At 67.8% G+C, this 18,305-nt stretch carries 13 protein-coding genes and 1 tRNA gene; 9 read left to right on the forward strand and 5 right to left on the reverse strand.

Going from position 1 to position 18,305, the window contains the following annotated elements; translation table 11 throughout:
- The first annotated feature begins 288 nt into the window (after positions 1-288).
- The 9 genes from ACTHN1_RS17335 to ACTHN1_RS17375 all read left to right on the forward strand — a co-directional run bounded on the left by ACTHN1_RS17335 (position 289) and on the right by ACTHN1_RS17375 (position 11,019).
- Positions 289-365, forward strand: a tRNA-Met gene (locus tag ACTHN1_RS17335).
- 164 nt (positions 366-529) lie between these two features.
- Entirely contained in the window at positions 530-1,150 is a 621-nt protein-coding gene (gene rimP, locus ACTHN1_RS17340; protein ID WP_440472165.1) for a ribosome maturation factor RimP, read from the forward strand.
- A gap of 3 nt (positions 1,151-1,153) precedes the next feature.
- On the forward strand, positions 1,154-2,665 hold the full coding sequence (gene nusA, locus ACTHN1_RS17345; protein WP_440472166.1) for a transcription termination factor NusA: 1,512 nt from the start codon (positions 1,154-1,156) through the stop codon (positions 2,663-2,665).
- 110 nt (positions 2,666-2,775) lie between these two features.
- On the forward strand, positions 2,776-5,421 hold the full coding sequence (gene infB, locus ACTHN1_RS17350; protein ID WP_440472167.1) for a translation initiation factor IF-2: 2,646 nt from the start codon (positions 2,776-2,778) through the stop codon (positions 5,419-5,421).
- A gap of 116 nt (positions 5,422-5,537) precedes the next feature.
- Positions 5,538-5,909 (forward strand): 30S ribosome-binding factor RbfA, encoded by a 372-nt coding sequence (gene rbfA / locus ACTHN1_RS17355; protein WP_440472168.1) that lies wholly within the window; start codon positions 5,538-5,540, stop codon positions 5,907-5,909.
- Between the two features lie 143 nt (positions 5,910-6,052).
- Positions 6,053-7,000 (forward strand): tRNA pseudouridine(55) synthase TruB, encoded by a 948-nt coding sequence (truB, locus tag ACTHN1_RS17360; RefSeq protein WP_440472169.1) that lies wholly within the window; start codon positions 6,053-6,055, stop codon positions 6,998-7,000.
- Positions 7,001-7,148: 148 nt separating this feature from the next.
- Positions 7,149-7,409, forward strand: a complete 261-nt coding sequence (rpsO, locus tag ACTHN1_RS17365; RefSeq protein ID WP_440472170.1) for a 30S ribosomal protein S15 — start codon at positions 7,149-7,151, stop codon at positions 7,407-7,409.
- 186 nt (positions 7,410-7,595) lie between these two features.
- Positions 7,596-9,704: a polyribonucleotide nucleotidyltransferase gene (pnp, locus tag ACTHN1_RS17370; protein WP_440472171.1), complete on the forward strand. Its 2,109-nt coding sequence runs from the start codon at positions 7,596-7,598 to the stop codon at positions 9,702-9,704.
- 169 nt (positions 9,705-9,873) lie between these two features.
- Entirely contained in the window at positions 9,874-11,019 is a 1,146-nt protein-coding gene (locus tag ACTHN1_RS17375) for an NAD-dependent epimerase/dehydratase family protein (protein WP_440472172.1), read from the forward strand.
- A gap of 58 nt (positions 11,020-11,077) precedes the next feature.
- On the opposite strand, the gene ACTHN1_RS17380 is transcribed toward ACTHN1_RS17375, so the two are convergent.
- The 5 genes from ACTHN1_RS17380 to ACTHN1_RS17400 form a co-directional block, all read right to left on the reverse strand.
- Positions 11,078-12,094 carry a hypothetical protein gene (locus tag ACTHN1_RS17380; protein WP_440472173.1) on the reverse strand — a complete coding sequence of 339 codons (1,017 nt, stop codon included), beginning with the start codon at positions 12,092-12,094 and terminating at the stop codon, positions 11,078-11,080.
- Between the two features lie 149 nt (positions 12,095-12,243).
- A complete protein-coding gene (locus ACTHN1_RS17385; protein ID WP_440472174.1) occupies positions 12,244-13,218 on the reverse strand; it encodes a hypothetical protein in 975 nt (324 codons plus the stop codon).
- Positions 13,219-13,355: 137 nt separating this feature from the next.
- Positions 13,356-14,834 carry a DUF1501 domain-containing protein gene (locus ACTHN1_RS17390; RefSeq protein ID WP_440472175.1) on the reverse strand — a complete coding sequence of 493 codons (1,479 nt, stop codon included), beginning with the start codon at positions 14,832-14,834 and terminating at the stop codon, positions 13,356-13,358.
- A gap of 9 nt (positions 14,835-14,843) precedes the next feature.
- Positions 14,844-16,706 carry a DUF1800 domain-containing protein gene (locus ACTHN1_RS17395; RefSeq protein WP_440472176.1) on the reverse strand — a complete coding sequence of 621 codons (1,863 nt, stop codon included), beginning with the start codon at positions 16,704-16,706 and terminating at the stop codon, positions 14,844-14,846.
- Positions 16,707-16,895: 189 nt separating this feature from the next.
- Positions 16,896-18,293 (reverse strand): GntP family permease, encoded by a 1,398-nt coding sequence (locus tag ACTHN1_RS17400; protein WP_440472177.1) that lies wholly within the window; start codon positions 18,291-18,293, stop codon positions 16,896-16,898.
- Between the last annotated feature and the right edge of the window lie 12 nt (positions 18,294-18,305).

Consider the following 18,305-nt stretch of genomic DNA (forward strand, 5'->3'; position numbering starts at 1 on the left):
TGCAGAGACGGCGTACGCCCAGGGGGAGGCCGCGCTCAAGCGTGGCGACTTCGCGGCCTACGGGCAGGCCCAGACCAAGCTCAAGGACGCGCTCAAGCGGGCGGTCGACGCATCCCCCAAGTCGGTGCCGACGACGAAGCCCTGACGGGACGTTCCCGGGGCGAGACTGCGGCAGCGCGCGAATCGTGCGCTGCCGCAGTCTTTTCAGGTCGTGGGAATGCGGAGAGTGGGCTTTCGTCTCCTCGATTTGGACCTATCGACGCTTTCGCGTAACGTTGCTCTTGCCGACGCGGGGTGGAGCAGCTCGGTAGCTCGCCGGGCTCATAACCCGGAGGTCGCAGGTTCAAATCCTGCCCCCGCTACCAAGCTTTGCGGTCGAGGAAGCCTCCCAGGCTTCCACGTCCGAAGCTCGGGCTCGTGAAAGCGCATGCTTCCGCTTTTACACCGAAATCCAGCGTTATCGGACAAGGGGCCCATCGGGCCCCTTGTCGTTTCTGCAACCTAGAGTCTTCTGGCAAAAGGTCATTCCGTGAGCGACAAAGCCACTCAAATCTCGGAACTCCTGGCCCCGACGGTCCAGGCGCTCGGGCTCGAGTTGCTGGGCATCGAGTACCTGCCCGCACCCGGCGGCGCCACCCTGCGGCTGTACATCGACGTGCAGGAAGCCGAGCGCGACGGCCGTTCCATCAACATCGACGACTGCGAGGCGGTCAGCCGCGAGGTCTCCGCCCAGCTGGACGTGGAAGACCCGATTTCCGGCAATTACACGCTGGAAGTCTCGTCTCCGGGCGTCGACCGCCCCCTGTTCACCCTGGCCCAGTACGCGCGCCACCAGGGCGAGAGCGCCAAGGTGGTGCTGAAGCTGCCGCAGGACGGCCGCCGCCGCTTCCAGGGCGCCATCACCGGAATCGAGGGCGACCAGGTCGTTTTCACGGTCGACGGCACGGCACTGTCCGTGGCCTTCGATAATATTGACAAGGCCAGGCTGGTCCCCGACTGGGCGGCGCTGGGCCTGGCCCCCGAAAAACCCAAGGGCGGTGGCCGCAAGGCCGGCGCCGCGAGCGGAGCCGCTGCCGGGAAGGGCGCGGCGAAGCAGGCATCCAAGCAACAACCCAACAAGCCGGCGGCTCGCAAGCCGCGTGCGGAGTGAATGATGAGTAAGGAACTTTTGCTGGTGGTGGATGCGGTCGCCAACGAGAAGGGCGTGCCGCGCGAGGTGATCTTCGATGCCATCGAGGCCGCGCTGGCGTCCGCCGCCAAGAAGCGTTACCTGGACCAGGACGTATCGGTGCGCGTGTCGATTGACCACAAGGACGGCAGCTACGAAACCTTCCGCCGCTGGGAAGTCGTGGCCGACGACGTGGTGATGGAGTCGCCGGACCGCCAGATCCGCCTGATGGACGCCGTCGATGAAGCCGAAGGCGTCGAGGTCGGCGACTGGATCGAGGAGCAGATCGAGAACCCGGACTTCGGTCGCATCGCCGCGCAGGCCGCCAAGCAGGTGATCGTGCAGCGCGTGCGCGAAGCCGAGCGCCAGCAGGTGGTGGACGCGTGGAAGGATCGCGTCGGCGAACTGGTCACCGGGGTGGTCAAGCGCGCCGAGCGCGGCAACATCTATGTCGACCTGGGCGGCAACGCCGAAGCCTTCATCCCCAAGGACAAGGGCATTCCGCGCGACGTCCTGCGCGCCGGCGACCGCGTGCGCGGCTACCTGTACGACGTGCGTTCCGAGCCGCGTGGCCCGCAGCTGTTCATCAGCCGCGCCGCGCCGGAATTCATGATCGAGCTGTTCAAGCTGGAAGTGCCGGAAGTGGGCCAGGGACTGGTCGAGATCAAGGCCTGCGCGCGTGATCCGGGCGACCGCGCCAAGATCGCGGTGCTGGCGCACGACAGCCGCACCGATCCCATCGGCGCCTGCATCGGCATGCGTGGTTCGCGCGTGCAGGCGGTGTCGAACGAACTGAACGGCGAGCGCGTCGACATCGTGCTGTGGAACGACAACCCGGCCACCTTCGTCATCAATGCGATGGCGCCGGCCGAAGTGCAGTCGATCATCGTCGACGAGGAAAAGCACTCGATGGATCTGGCGGTGGCCGAGGACCGGCTGGCCCAGGCCATCGGCAAGGGCGGCCAGAACGTGCGCCTGGCCAGCCGCCTGACCGGCTGGCAGCTCAACGTGATGACTCAGGACCAGGTCGCCGCCAAGTCCGAGGCCGAGCAGGCCGTGGCCCGCCAGCTGTTCATGGACAAGCTGGAAGTGGACGAGGAAATCGCCGCCATCCTGGTCAGCGAAGGCTTCAGCACGGTCGAGGAAATCGCCTACGTGCCGGTCGGCGAGCTGCTGGCGGTCGAAGGCTTTGACGAGGACATCGTCGAGGAACTGCGGGCCCGTGCCCGCGACGCCCTGCTGAACGAGGCGCTGGCCGAGGAGGAGGGCCTGGAGGAGAACCAGCCGGCCGCCGACCTGCTGGCGCTGGAGGGCATGGACGAGGAAACCGCCTACGCGCTGGCCGCGCACGGCGTCCGTACCAGCGAGGACCTGTCGGACCTGGCCGCCGACGAAGTGGTGGAATTTGGCATCGAGGGGCTGGACGAGGGACGCGCCGCGGCGCTGATCCTGGCCGCCCGTGCCGAGGAGATCGCCCGCTTGGAGCGCGGCGAATGATCCACCGATGAGCACCGCCCTGGCACCCGCAGGGCTTAGAATCCCCAACCTTGAAATGGGGCGCTCCTTCGCTGACGGCAGAGGGGCGCTACAAAGAAACTAGGATCCGAATGTCGCAGCAAACCACCATTCGCAAGCTGGCTGAACTGGTCAATACGCCGGTCGAGAAACTGCTGGAACAGCTGGCCGAGGCCGGCATGAAGTTCAGCGGTCCCGACCAGGTCGTGACCAGTACCGAGAAGATGAAGCTGCTCGGCTTCCTGCGCCGTACCCACGGCAAGACCGAGAAGCCGGCGGACGAGACCGCCGCGCCGAAGAAGATCACCCTGAACCGCCGCAAGGTGCAGGAAGTGACCGTCGCCGCCGGCCGCAGCAAGACCACGGTGAACGTGGAGGTGCGCCAGAAGCGCACCTACGTGAAGCCGAACGAGGCCGATGCGTCGGCTGTCGCGACCACCTCGCAGACCGAGACCGATCCCGAGCGCGCCGAGATCCTGCGCAAGCTGGAGGAATCCAAGCAGCGCAACCTGCAGGAACAGCAGCGCCTGGCCGAGGACGATCGCCGCCGCGCCGAGGAACTCGAGCGCAAGCGCAAGGAAGAAGAGGCCGCACGCGCGGCCGCCGAAGCCATCGCGCGCGCCGAGGCCGAGGCCAATGCCGCCAATGCGGGTGAATCTTCCGGCGAGGAGCGCCCGGCCCGCGCCGGCGGGCACCATGTGCCCAAGCAGGTGGTCCGCAAGGATCCGCCGCGCGTCGACGATCGCAACGGCGCGGCCGCCGCGGCCAACAAGCACAAGACCCGTGGTTCGCACGCGATGGTCAGCGGCATCGAGGACGACGACGCGGCCAGCCGCTTCGCCGGCCAGTTGCACCTGTCCGCCGCCGAGCGCGCGCGTCGCACCACCTCGCGTGGCAAGCCCAAGCCGCGCCGGCAGATGGAACAGAGCCGCAGCGGCGGCGGTGGCGCGCATGGTTTCGAGCGCCCGACCGCGCCGGTCGTGCGCGAGGTGGCCATCGGCGAAACCATCACCGTGGCCGACCTGGCGCAGAAACTGGCGCTGAAGGGCGGCGACGTGGTGAAGGCGATGTTCAAGATGGGCGTGATGGCGACCATCACCCAGACCATCGATCACGATACCGCCGCGCTGGTCACCGAGGAGCTGGGCCACAAGGCGATCCGTGCCGAGAACAACGACGCCGAGAGCGAACTGCTGGCCCATACCGAGGAGCAGCAGGGCGACAAGGTGTCGCGCCCGCCCGTGGTCACCATCATGGGCCACGTCGATCACGGCAAGACCTCGCTGCTGGATTACATCCGCCGCACCAAGGTCGCCACCGGCGAAGCCGGCGGCATCACCCAGCACATCGGCGCCTACCATGTGGAGACGCCGAAGGGCGTCATCAGCTTCCTGGATACTCCGGGCCACGCCGCGTTCACCGCGATGCGCGCCCGCGGCGCCAGGCTGACCGATATCGTGGTGCTGGTGGTGGCGGCCGACGACGGCGTCATGCCGCAGACCAAGGAAGCCATCCAGCATGCCAAGGCGGCCAAGGTGCCGCTGATCGTCGCGGTCAACAAGATCGACAAGTCCGACGCCGATCCGATGCGGGTCAAGAACGAACTGCTGGCCGAGGAAGTGGTCGCCGAAGATTTCGGCGGCGACACCCAGATGGTCGAGATTTCGGCCAAGACCGGCCAGGGCGTCGACGAACTGCTGGACGCGATTTCGCTGCAGGCCGAAGTGCTGGAACTGAAGGCCGTGCAGGACGGCCGCGCCAGCGGCGTGGTCATCGAATCCTCGCTGGACAAGGGCCGCGGCCCGGTCGCGACGGTGCTGGTGCAGCAGGGCACCCTGAAGAAGGGCGACTACCTGGTGTGCGGCATCCAGTACGGCCGCGTGCGCGCGCTGTTCGACGAGACCGGCGGCCAGCCGGCCTCGGCGGGCCCGTCGATTCCGGTGCAGGTGCTGGGCCTGTCGGGCGTGCCCGACGCCGGCGATGATTTCGTGGTGGTCGAGGACGAGCGCCTGGCCAAGGACGTGGCGCAGCAGCGCGACGCCAAGCGCCGCGAATCGCGCCTGGTCAAGCAGGCCGGCAACCGCATGGAGGACATCCTGGCGCAGATGGGCCAGGGCGAAGGCCAGCAGGTGCTGAACCTGGTGATCAAGGCCGACGTGCAGGGTTCCGTGGAAGCGCTGAAGCAGTCGCTGGTCGGCCTGTCCAACGAGCTGATCCGCATCAACGTGATCACCGCCGGTGTTGGCGGCATCACCGAGTCCGACGCCAACGCCGCGGTCACCGCCAAGGCCACGGTCATCGGCTTCAACGTGCGCGCCGATGCTTCCGCCCGCCGGATCATCGAGGCCAACGGCGTCGACCTGCGTTACTTCTCGATCATCTATGACGTGATCGACCAGGTGAAGCAGGTGGCGTCCGGTCTGCTGGGCAAGGAAATCCGCGAGGAAATCATCGGCATCGCCGAAGTCCGCGACGTGTTCCGCAGCTCCAAGTTCGGCGCGGTCGCCGGCTGCATGGTCGTGGAGGGCGTGGTCAAGCGCAACAAGCCGATCCGCGTGCTGCGCGACAGCACGGTGATCTTCGAGGGCGAACTGGAATCGCTGCGCCGCTTCAAGGAGAACGTCGAAGAGGTCCGCAACGGTACCGAATGCGGTATCGGCGTGAAGGCCTACAACGACATCAAGCCGGGCGACCAGATCGAGTGCTTCGAGCGCATCGAGGTGGCGCGGACGCTGTAGGCGTCCCGCCGGGATCGGGAATCCGGGATGGGAGATTCGTCGAGTCTTCCCCCGGATTCCCGGCCTTCATGACCCCTCTTTCGAATCCCCCATCCCGAATCCGCAATCCCGTTTAGATGCCCACCAAATCCTTCCATCGCACCGACCGCATCTCCGCACAGCTCCGCCGCGAGCTGGGCACGCTGGTGCATGAAGCCGTGCGCGAGTACGGCCTGCCGTCGGTCAGCGTGTCCGACGTCGAGGTCTCGCGCGATCTGGCGCACGCGCAGGTCTACGTGACCGCGCTGATGCCGGAGCGTTCGGCGGACGCGATCAAGGGGCTGCGGGAACTGGCGCGCGAACTGCGCATGGAGCTGGCCCGGCGGGTCAAGCTGCGCCACGTGCCGGAACTGCACTTCCACTACGACGATTCGGTGGATCGCGGCGAGCGCATCGACCAGCTGCTGCGCGACCTGCCCGAGCATGGGCAGGAAGACGGGCAGGACTGATCGCCACGCGGCGGCGCCCCTGGCCGCGCCGCCACCGTTTTTCGTTGATACTGCGCGGGCATGGCCCGCCGGACATCGTCGGCGTACCGGCCGCCGTGCAGGTGCTGGCCGTGCCCGAGGACCCTGAAAGGACCCGGAAAGGGATGCCCCCGAAGATTCGCTTCCGTCCGCTGGATGGCCTGCTGCTGCTGGACAAGCCGCAGGGCCTGAGCTCCAACGCCGCCCTGCAGGCCGCGCGGCGCCTGTTCCGCGCCGAGAAGGGCGGGCATACCGGCAGCCTGGATCCGCTCGCCACCGGCCTGCTGCCGCTGTGTTTCGGCGAGGCCACCAAGATCGCCGGCCTGCTGCTGGGCTCGCGCAAGGCCTACGAAACCACCGCGGTGCTGGGGGTGACCACCGACAGCGACGACGCGGACGGCGCCGTGCTGCGCCGGCGCCCGGTGCCGGCGCTGACACCGGGCGGCCTGGAAGCCGCGCTGGCACCGCTGCGCGGGCCCATCCGCCAGCGCGCGCCCATCTATTCGGCGCTCAAGCAGGGCGGCGAGCCCCTGTACGCCAAAGCCCGCCGGGGCGAGGCCATCGAGGCGCCGGAACGGGATGTCGAGGTGCATGCCATCGAGGTGCTGGCCATCGAGGACGGGCGGGTCCGCCTGCGGATCGAGTGCGGTTCCGGCACCTATGTGCGCAGCCTGGTCCGCGACCTGGGCGAGGCGCTGGGCTGCGGCGCCCATGTGGCCGCGCTGCGCCGGCTGTGGGTGGAGCCGTTCCTGGCTCCGCGCATGTACACCCTGGAGGCGCTGGAAGCGCTGGCCGGGCAGGGCGACGAGGCGCTGCTGGCCGCCCTGTTGCCGGTCGAGACCGGCCTGTCCGGCTTCCCCCGCCGCGACCTGGATGCCGATGGCGTCCGCCGCTTCGGCATGGGCCAGCGCCTGCGCGGGCAGGGCGGAACGGCCGCCACCGTGGCCGTTTTCGGGCCGGACGGGCGGGTGCTGGGCCTGGGCAGCGTGGACCCCGAGGGCGTGCTGGCGCCGCAACGTCTGTTCAGCTGGGCGGTCCTGAACACCCCGGGCGCGGCGCCGCCCAAACATTAAAACCTTGTTTCAAAAGGCTTCGGCGGCTACACTACGCCGCCGGTTTTACACCGGTATTTCCCATCGTTCACGGCGAGCCACGCGGTGCTCCGGTCTACTCCGGTATCTCCCGGCGTTCCTGCAGGCTTCGCATCTCCAGAGAAAACACATGTCCATCGATACCCAGAAGATCATTGAAGAAAACAAGCGCGGCGCCGCCGACACCGGTTCGCCGGAAGTGCAGGTCGCCCTGCTGACCGCCCGCATCGAGCAGCTGAGCGGCCACTTCAAGATCCACAAGAAGGATCACCACAGCCGTCGCGGTCTGCTGCAGCTGGTCAATCGCCGCCGCAGCCTGCTCGACTACCTGAAGAAGAAAGACAACGAGCGCTACAAGACCCTGATCGAAAAGCTCGGTCTGCGTCGTTGATGTAATACCCCACCGCGGCGCAGCAATGCGCCGCGGTTTGCATTTGAGGGAAGGAAACCTCGCGGCATGCCCTTGAACGGCATGTTTCTTTCCCAGCAAGACACCGGCCGGATACCCCGGCCAACCGCCGGCGGCAAGGGCCGCGGGCGGCCCAGAATCCGAACAGGCAATATTCAAGGAAACCACGTGGCAAAAATCACCAAAACCTTCCAGTACGGCAAGCACACCGTCACCCTGGAGACCGGCGAAATCGCACGCCAGGCCAGCGGCGCCGTCATCGTCAACGTCGACGACACCGTACTGCTGGTCACCGCCGTCGCCGCCAAGTCCGCCCGCGAAGGCCAGGACTTCTTCCCGCTGACGGTCGACTACCAGGAGAAGTTCTACGCCGGCGGCCGCATCCCCGGTGGCTTCTTCAAGCGTGAAGGCCGCGCGACCGAGAAGGAAACCCTGATCTCGCGCCTGATCGATCGCCCGATCCGCCCGCTGTTTCCGGAAGACTACAAGAACGAAGTCCAGATCATCGCCACGGTGATGTCGCTGAACCCGGAAGTCGACGGTGACATCCCGGCCCTGATCGGCGCCTCCGCCGCCCTGGCCCTGGCCGGTACCCCGTTCATGGGTCCGATCGGCGCCGCCAAGGTCGGTTACAAGAACGGCGAGTACATCCTCAACCCGACCGCCAGCGAGCTGAAGGAATCGCAGCTGGAGCTGGTCGTCGCCGGTACCGCCAACGCGGTGCTGATGGTCGAGTCCGAAGCCGCCATCCTGTCCGAGGACGTGATGCTGGGCGCGGTGATGTTCGGCCACCGCGAGATGCAGAAGGTCATCAACGCGATCAACGAGCTGACCGTCGAAGCCGGCACCAAGCCGTCCGACTGGACCGCCCCGGCCAAGAACACCGCCCTGATCTCGGCGCTGAAGGAAGCCATCGGCAACCAGCTGGCCGAAGCGTTCCAGGTGCGCGACAAGCTGCAGCGCCGCGACGCCATCGCCGCGATCAAGAAGGACGTGGTGGAGCGCCTGGCCGGTCGCGCCGAGGCCGAAGGCTGGAGCGGCGCCGAGCTGTCGAAGGAATTCGGCGAGCTGGAGTACCGCACCATGCGCGACTCCGTGCTGGCCACCAAGGTCCGCATCGACGGCCGCGCGCTGGACACCGTCCGCCCGATCACCTCCAAGGTCAGCGTGCTGCCGCGTACCCACGGCTCCTCGCTGTTCACCCGCGGCGAGACCCAGGCGATCGTGGTCGCCACCCTCGGCACCGCGCGCGATGGCCAGATCATCGATGCGGTCAGTGGCGAGTACAAGGAAAACTTCCTGTTCCATTACAACTTCCCCCCGTTCTCGGTGGGCGAGTGCGGCCGTTTCGGCGCGCCCAAGCGTCGTGAAATCGGCCACGGCCGCCTGGCCAAGCGCGGCGTGCTGGCGGTGATGCCGACCATCGAGGAATTCCCGTACACCATCCGCGTGGTGTCGGAAATCACCGAATCCAACGGTTCCTCGTCGATGGCCTCGGTCTGCGGCAGCTCGCTGGCGCTGATGGATGCCGGCGTGCCGGTGAAGGCGCCGGTCGCGGGCATCGCGATGGGCCTGGTGAAGGAAGGCGACAACTTCGTCGTGCTGTCGGACATCCTGGGTGACGAAGATCACCTGGGCGACATGGACTTCAAGGTGGCCGGTACCGCCGATGGCGTGTCCGCGCTGCAGATGGACATCAAGATCGAAGGCATCACCGAGGAAATCATGAAGCAGGCGCTGCAGCAGGCCAAGGCCGGCCGCCTGCACATCCTGGGCGAGATGGCCTCGGCCATCACCTCGCCGCGCGCCGAGCTGAGCGACTACGCGCCGCGCCTGCTGACCATCAAGATCCACCCGGACAAGATCCGCGAAGTGATCGGCAAGGGCGGCGCCACCATCCAGGGCATCACCAAGGAAACCGGCACTCAGATCGACATCCAGGATGACGGCACCATCGTCATCGCTTCGGTCAACGCCGCCGCCGCGCAGGCCGCCAAGGCCCGCATCGAGCAGATCACCTCCGACGTCGAGCCGGGCCGCATCTACGAAGGCAAGGTCGCCAAGATCATGGACTTCGGTGCGTTCGTCACCATCCTGCCGGGCAAGGACGGCTTGGTACACGTCTCGCAGATTTCCAGCGAGCGCGTGGAGAAGGTCAGCGACAAGCTGAAGGAAGGCGACGTGGTCAAGGTCAAGGTGCTGGAAGTCGACAAGCAGGGCCGCATCCGCCTGTCGATCAAGGCCGTCGAGGAAGGCGAGGGCGTGCCGGCCGAGTAAGCCGGTCCGCTTCCCTTCACGGACAGCAGAAAGCGGGCTTCGGCCCGCTTTTTGTTTGGGCGCGATGGCGCAATGCGGCAAATATGCCCCGACTTTCGCCATAGGCGCGGCGGCGGCGGCGGGTGGTATTAGTGCGGTTTCCCGGCCACACCACCACCCGGAGCCACCCATGACCAGCCGCCGTGATCTGCTCAAACTCAGTGCGCTTGCCGCCGCCACCGCCGCGATGCCTTCGCTGGCCTGGGCCGCTTCCCAATCCGGCAAGGTCGGCAAGGCGGCCAAGCCGCTCAACATCCTCATCCTCGGCGGGACCGGCTTCACCGGCCCGTTCCAGGTGGCCTATGCGCTGGAGCGTGGCCACAAGGTCACCCTGTTCAATCGCGGCAAGCGTCCCTCGCCGGAGTGGCCGGGCGAGGTCGAACAATTGCACGGCGACCGCAATACCGGCGACCTGAAGTCGCTGGAAGGTCGCAAGTGGGACGTCTGCATCGACAATCCGACCAGCCTGCCGTTCTGGGTGCGCGATGCGGGCAAGGCCCTGAAGGGCAACATTGGTCATTACCTCTTCATTTCCACCATCTCCGTCTACGCCGACGGCAGCAAGCCCGGCATCAGCGAAGGCGACGCGCTCGCGCCGTACAAGGGCAAGGACGCGATGGCCGAGACGCAGGAATCCCTGCGCGCCGACATCGAGGGCCTGTATGGACCGCTGAAGGCGCTCAGCGAGGCCGAGGCGCACAAGCAGTTCGGCGAGCGGGTGACCATCGTGCGTCCCGGCTACATCGTCGGGCCGCGTGACGAGACCGACCGCTTCACCTACTGGCCGCATCGCGTCGCCCAGGGCGGTGAGGTGCTGGTGCCGGGCGACGGCAAGGACCCGGTCCAGGTCATCGATGGCCGCGATCTGGGCGAATGGATGATCCGCCTGGCCGAAGCGCGGACCTATGGCGTGTTCAACGCGGTCGGTCCGAAGGACCTGCTGCCGATGGACGCGATGCTGCAGGCCTGTGCGAAAGCGACCGGTGGCCAGCCCACCTATACCCATGTCACCCCCGAATTCCTGGAAGCGCAGAAGGTCGAGGAACTGCCTATCTGGGTGTCCGCCAAGAGCGGTCCGTACGCCGGCTATGGCCAGGTCAGCAATGCACGCGCGGTCGCGGCCGGGCTGACCTATCGTCCGCTGGACACCACCATCACCGATCTGATGGCCTGGTTCCGCAGCCAGCCGGCCGAACGCCAGGCCAAGCTGCGCGCGGGCATCAGCCGCGAGAAGGAAACCGAGTTGCTGAAGGCCTGGCACGCCGGCAACGGATAAGCGGAACGTCCGGTCGGACGCGAGCCGCCGCGGATCCCGCGGGCGCCTTGGCGGCTCCCTATCCCGCGGTGCGCCCGGCGACGGGCCGCGAACATTCGGCGCGTGCGGCATCGGGTGTGCCGCGCGCACCGGGGGGAGGCATCACGAATGAATCCCGGGGGACGGGCGTCCAGTCGCGCGCGTAGCCGGCGGCCAATTCTCGCGCCCTGGCCTCCGCCGAGGCATCCAGATCCACCAGCAACTCGGCGCTCTGCTGTTCGATCTGGGCGCGCAGGCCGCCGAGCGCTGCGGGCGCCGACTCCAACTGCCGTTTCAGGTGCAGGTACAACGCCAGGGCCTTGACCTTGTCCGGTTGCACCGCCTGCGCCAGGAAGTAGCGCCGCAGTTCATTGCGTCGTGGCGAGAGCGCGGATGCCAGGGCGAGGCCGGTATGCAGATCCCCCGAAGCGGCGCCCCGCCAGGCAAGCGCCTCGGCCTCGCGCCGATAGACGGCCAACGCGTCGAGATTGTCGAGCGTTTCGTTGAGCCGGAAGGCATTGCCGACCGCGTAGTGGCGCAGCGCCGGCGTGCTGCCACCCAGGGCGGACAGGCGCCAGTAGTGCACGCGCTCGGCCGCGGTCGACAGCGGCACGTTCTCGCAGTGCTCGCTTTCCTTGAGCAGGCGCTCGCTGTTGGCGGCCATCATGTCGCGCATGTTCTGGCGCGCTTCCTCGGACAGGCCGGTGGCCGTATCGAACCTCAGCCGCTCCTGCTCCTGCAGCGCCTCCGAGGCCGCGACCAGGCGGTAGCGGATCTGGTGGCAGTATTCGAACTCCGCGGCGAGGCGGCAGGCCGCGGCGGGTTCTCCCGCATCCGCGCGTTGTCGCAGCATCGCCAGGGAATCACGCAACGGTGTTTCCAGCGGAGGCAGCGGAGCGGCGGATGCAATGGACGCGGGCGGCGACGGCGACACGGAGGCATCCGGCGCGGGTGCCGGTCGCGCGCGCGCTTCCGGCGACGCCTGCGCCAGCGGAGGAGCACCGGTGGCGCGCCCCTGCAACCAGCCCAGATACGCCGCGACGGGGACCAGCAGCACGATCAGTCCCCACACTCCATACCGCCACCACCGCCTGTCCTGCATCGCACCGGATCTCCCTGGAAACGCCGGTGCATCATTGCATGGGAGCGACGCCCCGCATCCGTCACGGCGCGAAGCGGAGGGACATCGTCGCCGCGTGAAGACTTTCAGCGGCAATCGTGGCGACGGACCGGTCCGATGCCGCCATTGGGCTGGAACCACAGCGTGGGCAGGGTGCGTGGTCGCGGCCACCGGTTCCAGTAATCGGCGGCCAGTTGCCGCGCGGCGGCGATATCCGCCGGTGCGAGCCGGCTTTCGAGTTCGGCCTGTCTTGCTGCGATCGGAGTGGCGAGAAAATCCGGGACCGACATCCCCTGCATCTGTCGCCGCAACTGCAGATGGAGCGCGAGCGCGCGGATCTCGTCGGGCTTGATGGCCTGGACCAACCACGGCTGCGGACCGGGCGGACGTTCCTGGACGTAGGCGGTCGCCAAGGCCAGTTGGACGGCGATGTCACCGTTGGCGGCGGCTTTCCATGCCAGGTCCTCGGCTTCCCGCCGGTAGACGGCCAGTGCGTCCAGGTTGTCCAGGGTTTCATTTGCGCCGAACGCATTGCCGGCGAGATAGTGGCGCAGCGCCGCGGGATGTCCGGCAAGCGCGCCCTGGCGCCAATAGCGGATACGTTCGCCCGGCCCCGGAAGCGATACGTCCGCGCAGTGGGCGCTCTCCCTGAGCAGCTGTTCGCCATGGCGCAACTGCTCCTGCCGCGCATTCGCCAGGCGTTCCCGCTCCTCGCGGGAGACCGTGGCCGTGGCGCTGTCCGCATCCAGGCGCTGCTGGAGCCGGAGCTGGTAGGCATCGGCCGCAAGTCGCTCGCGCATGCCGGCGCAATACTCGAGTTCCGCCGCCAATCGGCAGGCGGCGACGGCCTCACCCGCATCGGCGCGCCGCCGGAGTTCCGGAAGGACCATGCGCAATGGCTGCCGGAGCGAGGGCAACGGCTGCCTGTCCGGCTTGTCCGTCGTCAGCGCCGCTGGCAGCGTGGGCGCCGATTGGCCGTCGCGAGCGACGGTCGCGATGGCGGGCGTCGTCGCTCCGCCGTCGGTGTGCCAGCGTGTCCATGCCAGCCAGGCCAGTCCCATCACCAATCCCGCCGACAGAACGCGCGCCGGACTCCACCCTCCGCCTGATCGCCGCATTGGACGTCCCCGTATCCCCGATGGACGCCAAGCCCAGCATGGCGATGCCGCCGCTTCAAGCCGCGGCGGCGAGGTGACGCCTAGCGCTCCCGGCGGGTCATGAATCGATCGACTGGACCGCGTCGCCGCCAGTCGGGAACATCGTCTTCGCGTCCGGCGGACGGGTGCGAGGGTGCCGGAGCAGACGAGGTGGCCTGGAGAGCGGCGACGCGCGCCGGAGCCGCCGCCGCCACCGCCAGATCCGTGCCCTGGACAATGCCCAGCGGCGCATAGCCGGCGTAGCCGGGAAAGACCTGCGACAGGTTGGCGTTGCCCATCCGGCGGATCAGGATTTCCGCCATCACCTGGCGATAGTCGGTGGTGACCGGTACGTCGCCGAAGGTCGGCGACAGGGTCTCCGGATTCAGGCCGGGCCAGGTGCCGTAGAAACGGCGCCCGTTGACCGGTCCACCCAGCACCAGCAATGGATTGCCATAGCCATGATCGGTGCCGCCGTTGGCGTTCGCGCGCACCCGCCGGCCGAATTCCGACTGCACCACCACGGTGACCCGCGCCATTTCGCCGCCGGCATTGAGTTCGTTGAAGAACGCCTGCAGCGCGGAGGAGAGTTCGGCGATCTTGTTCTGGTAGTAGTGATAGCCGCTGCCGGCGGTTCCCTGGCCCTCGTGGGTGTCCCAGCCGCCCAGATCCAGGGTGGCGTAGCGGAGCCCGAGGTTGAACCGGATCGACTGCGCGATCGTCCACAGCTGTTGCGCGAACGTGCCGCCTGGCCAGCCCGCCGGCGGCGTGCCGTAGGACTGCTGGGTGATCAGGCGCAGCGAGGCGTCGGCGCGCTGCCCGTTCAACTGCAGGCCGCTGCGACCGCTCCACAGATCCGCCAGGGTCTCGTTGACGCCGCGGAATCCGGCCGGCGAATCGGCGCGGCGTTCCTGCCAGGCATAGGCGCCGGCGTTGAGCCGGAAATCGCCCGCGCTGCCCATGGTCAGCGCCGCGGTGGAACCGAGCAGGCCGGCCGACTGGGTGGTGCCGATGCCCAGGGCCGGCAGCGCCGCCGCGGGCGTGTCGAGCGGACGATGCTCCCAGGCGCGGGTCATCCAGCCGCTGCCGGTGCCGAACTTGCCGGGCGTGCCGAGATCGATCGACAACTGCGCGTCGAAATGGCTGCGGGTGACCGAGGTCGCCATGCCGGCGGCATGCACGATGCCCAGATGGCCGCTGTTCCAGAGATCGCGCAGGCCGGTCGCCGATGGATGCAGGCCGAATCCGGTCGCCGCGCCGCCGGCCAGCGTCAGCGCCAGCGCGGCATAGGCGCCGCTGTTGGGAATCGACAGATCCGGTCGCGCCTGCTCGTAGAAGGTGCGGTCGTCGCCGCTGATCGGCACCACCAGGTTCAGCCCGTCCATGCCGCCGCGCAGGAACAGGTGCACCACGGTGTCGTAGGCGTTGGTGGCCGCGCTGGCATCTTCGGAAAAGGTCAGGATCGAGCCCGCCGCGCCCACCACGGCGGCGCCGCAGCAGCCTTTCACGAATTCACGGCGGGTCAGGGTGAATCGGCTCATGCGGTCACCTCAGCGGGCCATGAATTCGGGGGACATCAGGATCAGCGAGACCAGGCTGCGCAGGCGCTGATGGTTGTAGTGGCGCTTCAGATCATTGATGGCCCACGCGTCGGTGTCGGTGATCAGGTAGCTGGCGGGATCGCCGTTCTGGGCCATGAAGTTGACCAGCACCTGTCGCCGCGCCGGCTCGGGCTGATAGCCCAGCAGGCGATCGCACCAGAACGCCACCAGGGTATTGGCGGTCCACTGCGAGGCGGGAACACCGCTGCGGGTGGTGGCCACGATCGGGCTCAGCGGCACCCCGGCTTCACTGGTTTCGGTCAGCCAGTTCAACAGCTTCCAGGTCATCGCCAGCGAATTGGCGCCGGACCAGGCGACGCCGGTGTCCGGATAGCCGTTGGGCGCGGCCCAGTTGTAGGGCATGTGGCCGGTGAAGCCCATCCGCCATATGAACTCGTCGCTCTTGTCGTGGCCCACCCGCAGCGTCCAGTCCTGGCCGAGCGCGCGCATGGCCGCCACCGTGGCCTCGAACGGACGCCGGTTCTTCCAGCCCCAGCTGTTGATGAAGTCATCGGAATTGAGGATGTGGCGCAGCACGATCTCGATCTGGTCCGGACGCTGCCAATTCGCGCGGAACAGCGCGGCGGCGCTTTCCACCAGCGCCTGCCGCGGCGTGTCGGTGACGAAGCGGCGGATCAGTTTCCGGCAGATGAACTTCGCCACCCGCGGATGGCTGGCCAGGCGATCCAGCACATCGCGGCCGTCCTTCAGCGCCGGCTGTTCCGGATACAGCATCCGTCCGAGCAGGAACTTGGGTCCGGCGTCGTGCCAGGACTGGCGGTAGACGAAGGTCCCGTCGTTCTCGGCGGGAAATTCCCAGTGCCCGTTCTTCGCCGACCAGCCGGTGAAGGCGGCGGCGGTTTCGTACACGTCGATGTCGGTGTAGCCGATGGGATAGGACGGATCCTCCGGGCAGGGCGGCACCTGGAACGGATCGGTGAAACCCAGGTAGTTCTCCGCGCCCAGGGTATGCAGCTCCAGCAGTTCGCGCGCCCAGTTCTCGTTGGGGCCGGAGCGCGAATTGTTGATGTTGTCCAGGAAGTACAGCATCGAGGTGCTGGTGGCGACGGCTTCCAGCAGGGTGCGGAAATTGCCCTTGGCGTTGGCGCGGATCACGTCGCGGGTGTAGTGCGGAAACAGCGGGCCGGCGCTGAACTCGGTGACCAGCACGTTGAAGTGGTCGTGCCAGAAGTTGACCAGCACCTCGCGCAACTGGCGGCGCGAATACACCGCGCGGACGAACGCGGCGCGCTGCACCTCGTTGGCCGGGCGCATGCGGATGGCGTAGTCGGGATCGGGGGCGACGTGATCGGCCCACAACTGCGGCAGCGATTTGCCCAGGGTGGTGTAGCCGGCGCCGGCGAGCCGGTTTTCCACCGCGCTGTCGTCGATCGCGTTCCAGTCCAGCTGCCAGTCGACGTAGTTGGCCAGGCGCTGGCGATCGTCGCCGCCCAGCGCATTGAACTCGGCCAGCGTCGTCGGCGTGGCGCCGTAGCTGAGCCGGTTCAACATCCGCACCGCGAACGGCGGCGCCGGCAGGGTCAGCAGGCGAGGCTCGCTCATGCCCTGGGCGACCTGGCCGCCGCTCGCCTGATCGCGTTCGGTGCCGATCGGAAGTCCGGCGCGCTCGCCGCCGCGCAGGCCGTACAACTGCCGATGGCGCTGGCGCACGGCCGCACGCAGCGACTCGGCGGTGGGCGCGGAAGGGGTGTCGCCGGGATTGTCCTCCGCCACCGGGCGGCCGCGTCGCAGGGCCAGGGGGGCGCGGGTACGGTACTGGGTCCGGCGGACCGTGAGGGTTCGACGCGTCATCGTAGTGGCTGGTTTCCCCGAATCGCCGCCAGTATTCGACAAGCCGGGGGCGTGCGACTGCGACCGGGCGCACAGGCCGGCGCGTCAAGGTGATTCGTCTGTCAATGAGGCGTGGCGGCGGCGTGCATCCGGCTGCGTCGAACCTGTCCTCAGGTCACCTCGATGCGGGCGAGGGCGCTCCCCTCCGCCTCAAATCCAGCCGGTCAGGTAGAACAGGGCGATGATGAAGAACACCGCCATCGTCTTGATCAGGGTGATGGCGAAGATGTCCTTGTAGGACTGGCGATGGCTCAGGCCGGTTACCGCCAGCAGGGTGATGACCGCGCCGTTGTGCGGCAGCGTGTCCATGCCGCCGGACGCCATCGAGGCGACCCGATGCAGGACGTCCATCGGAATGCCGGCGGCATTGGCGTTGGCGATGAAGCTGTCGGCCATCGCCGCCAGCGCGATGCTCATGCCGCCGGACGCCGAACCGGTGATGCCGGCCAGCGCGGTGACCGAGATGGCCTCGTTGACCAGCGGATTGGGGATGGCCTGCAGGGCGTTGGCGACCACCAGGAAGCCCGGCAGGGCGGCGATGACGGCACCGAAACCATATTCGGAGGCGGTGTTCATCGAGGCCAGCAGCGCGCCGCCGATGGCGCTCTTGGTGCCTTCGGCGAAACTGGCGAACACCGGCTTCCAGGCGAACAGCAGCACGCTCACGATGCCCACCAGCAGCGCACCCTGCACGGCCCAGATCGCGGCCACCTTGGATACCTCCTGGACCACCGGCGCCGGATTGCCGATCACCGCCGGCACGAACGACTGGCTCTCGCCGTACCAGCCGGGAATCCAGCGGGTGAACAGGAAATTGGCCACGCCCACCAGCAGCAACGGCAGGATCGCGATCAGCGGATGCGCCAGGCGATCACCGCGGAAGGGTTCGGGTTCGTTGCGCAGATCGCGGCCGTAGCCTTCGCCCGCGCGCAGCGCCACCCGGCGCCGCCATTCCAGGTAGCTGATGCCCAGCGCCAGAATGAACACCGCGCCCAGCGAGCCGAGCACCGGCGCGGCCCAGGCAGTGGTGCCGAAGAACGAGGTGGGGATGATGTTCTGGATCTGCGGCGTCCCGGGCAGCGCGTCCATGGTGAAGGTGAAGGCGCCCAGCGCGATCGTGCCCGGCACCAGCCGCTTGGGGATGTCGCTCTGGCGGAACATCTCGGCCGCGAACGGATACACCGCGAACACCACCACGAACAGCGACACGCCGCCGTAGGTCAGCAGCGCGCACACCAGCACGATCGACAGCATCGCCCGCTGGCGGCCGACCACGCGGATGGTGCCGGCGACGATTGCCTTGGAGAATCCCGATATCTCGATCAGCTTGCCGAACACCGCGCCCAGCAGGAACACCGGGAAGTAGAGCTTGAGAAAGCCGACCATCTTGTCCATGAACAGGCCGGTGAACATCGGCGCCACCAGCGAGGGGTCGGTCAGCAGGACCGCGCCCAGCGCGGCGATCGGCGCGAACAGGATCACGCTGTAGCCCCGGTAGGCCACGAACATCAGGAAACACAGCGCGGCCAGTACGATCAGAAAGGACATCCGTGGCTCCTC

The sequence above is a fragment of the Pseudoxanthomonas sp. genome (assembly GCF_051953815.1).
In the GTDB taxonomy this organism is placed as follows: Bacteria; Pseudomonadota; Gammaproteobacteria; order Xanthomonadales; family Xanthomonadaceae; genus Pseudoxanthomonas_A.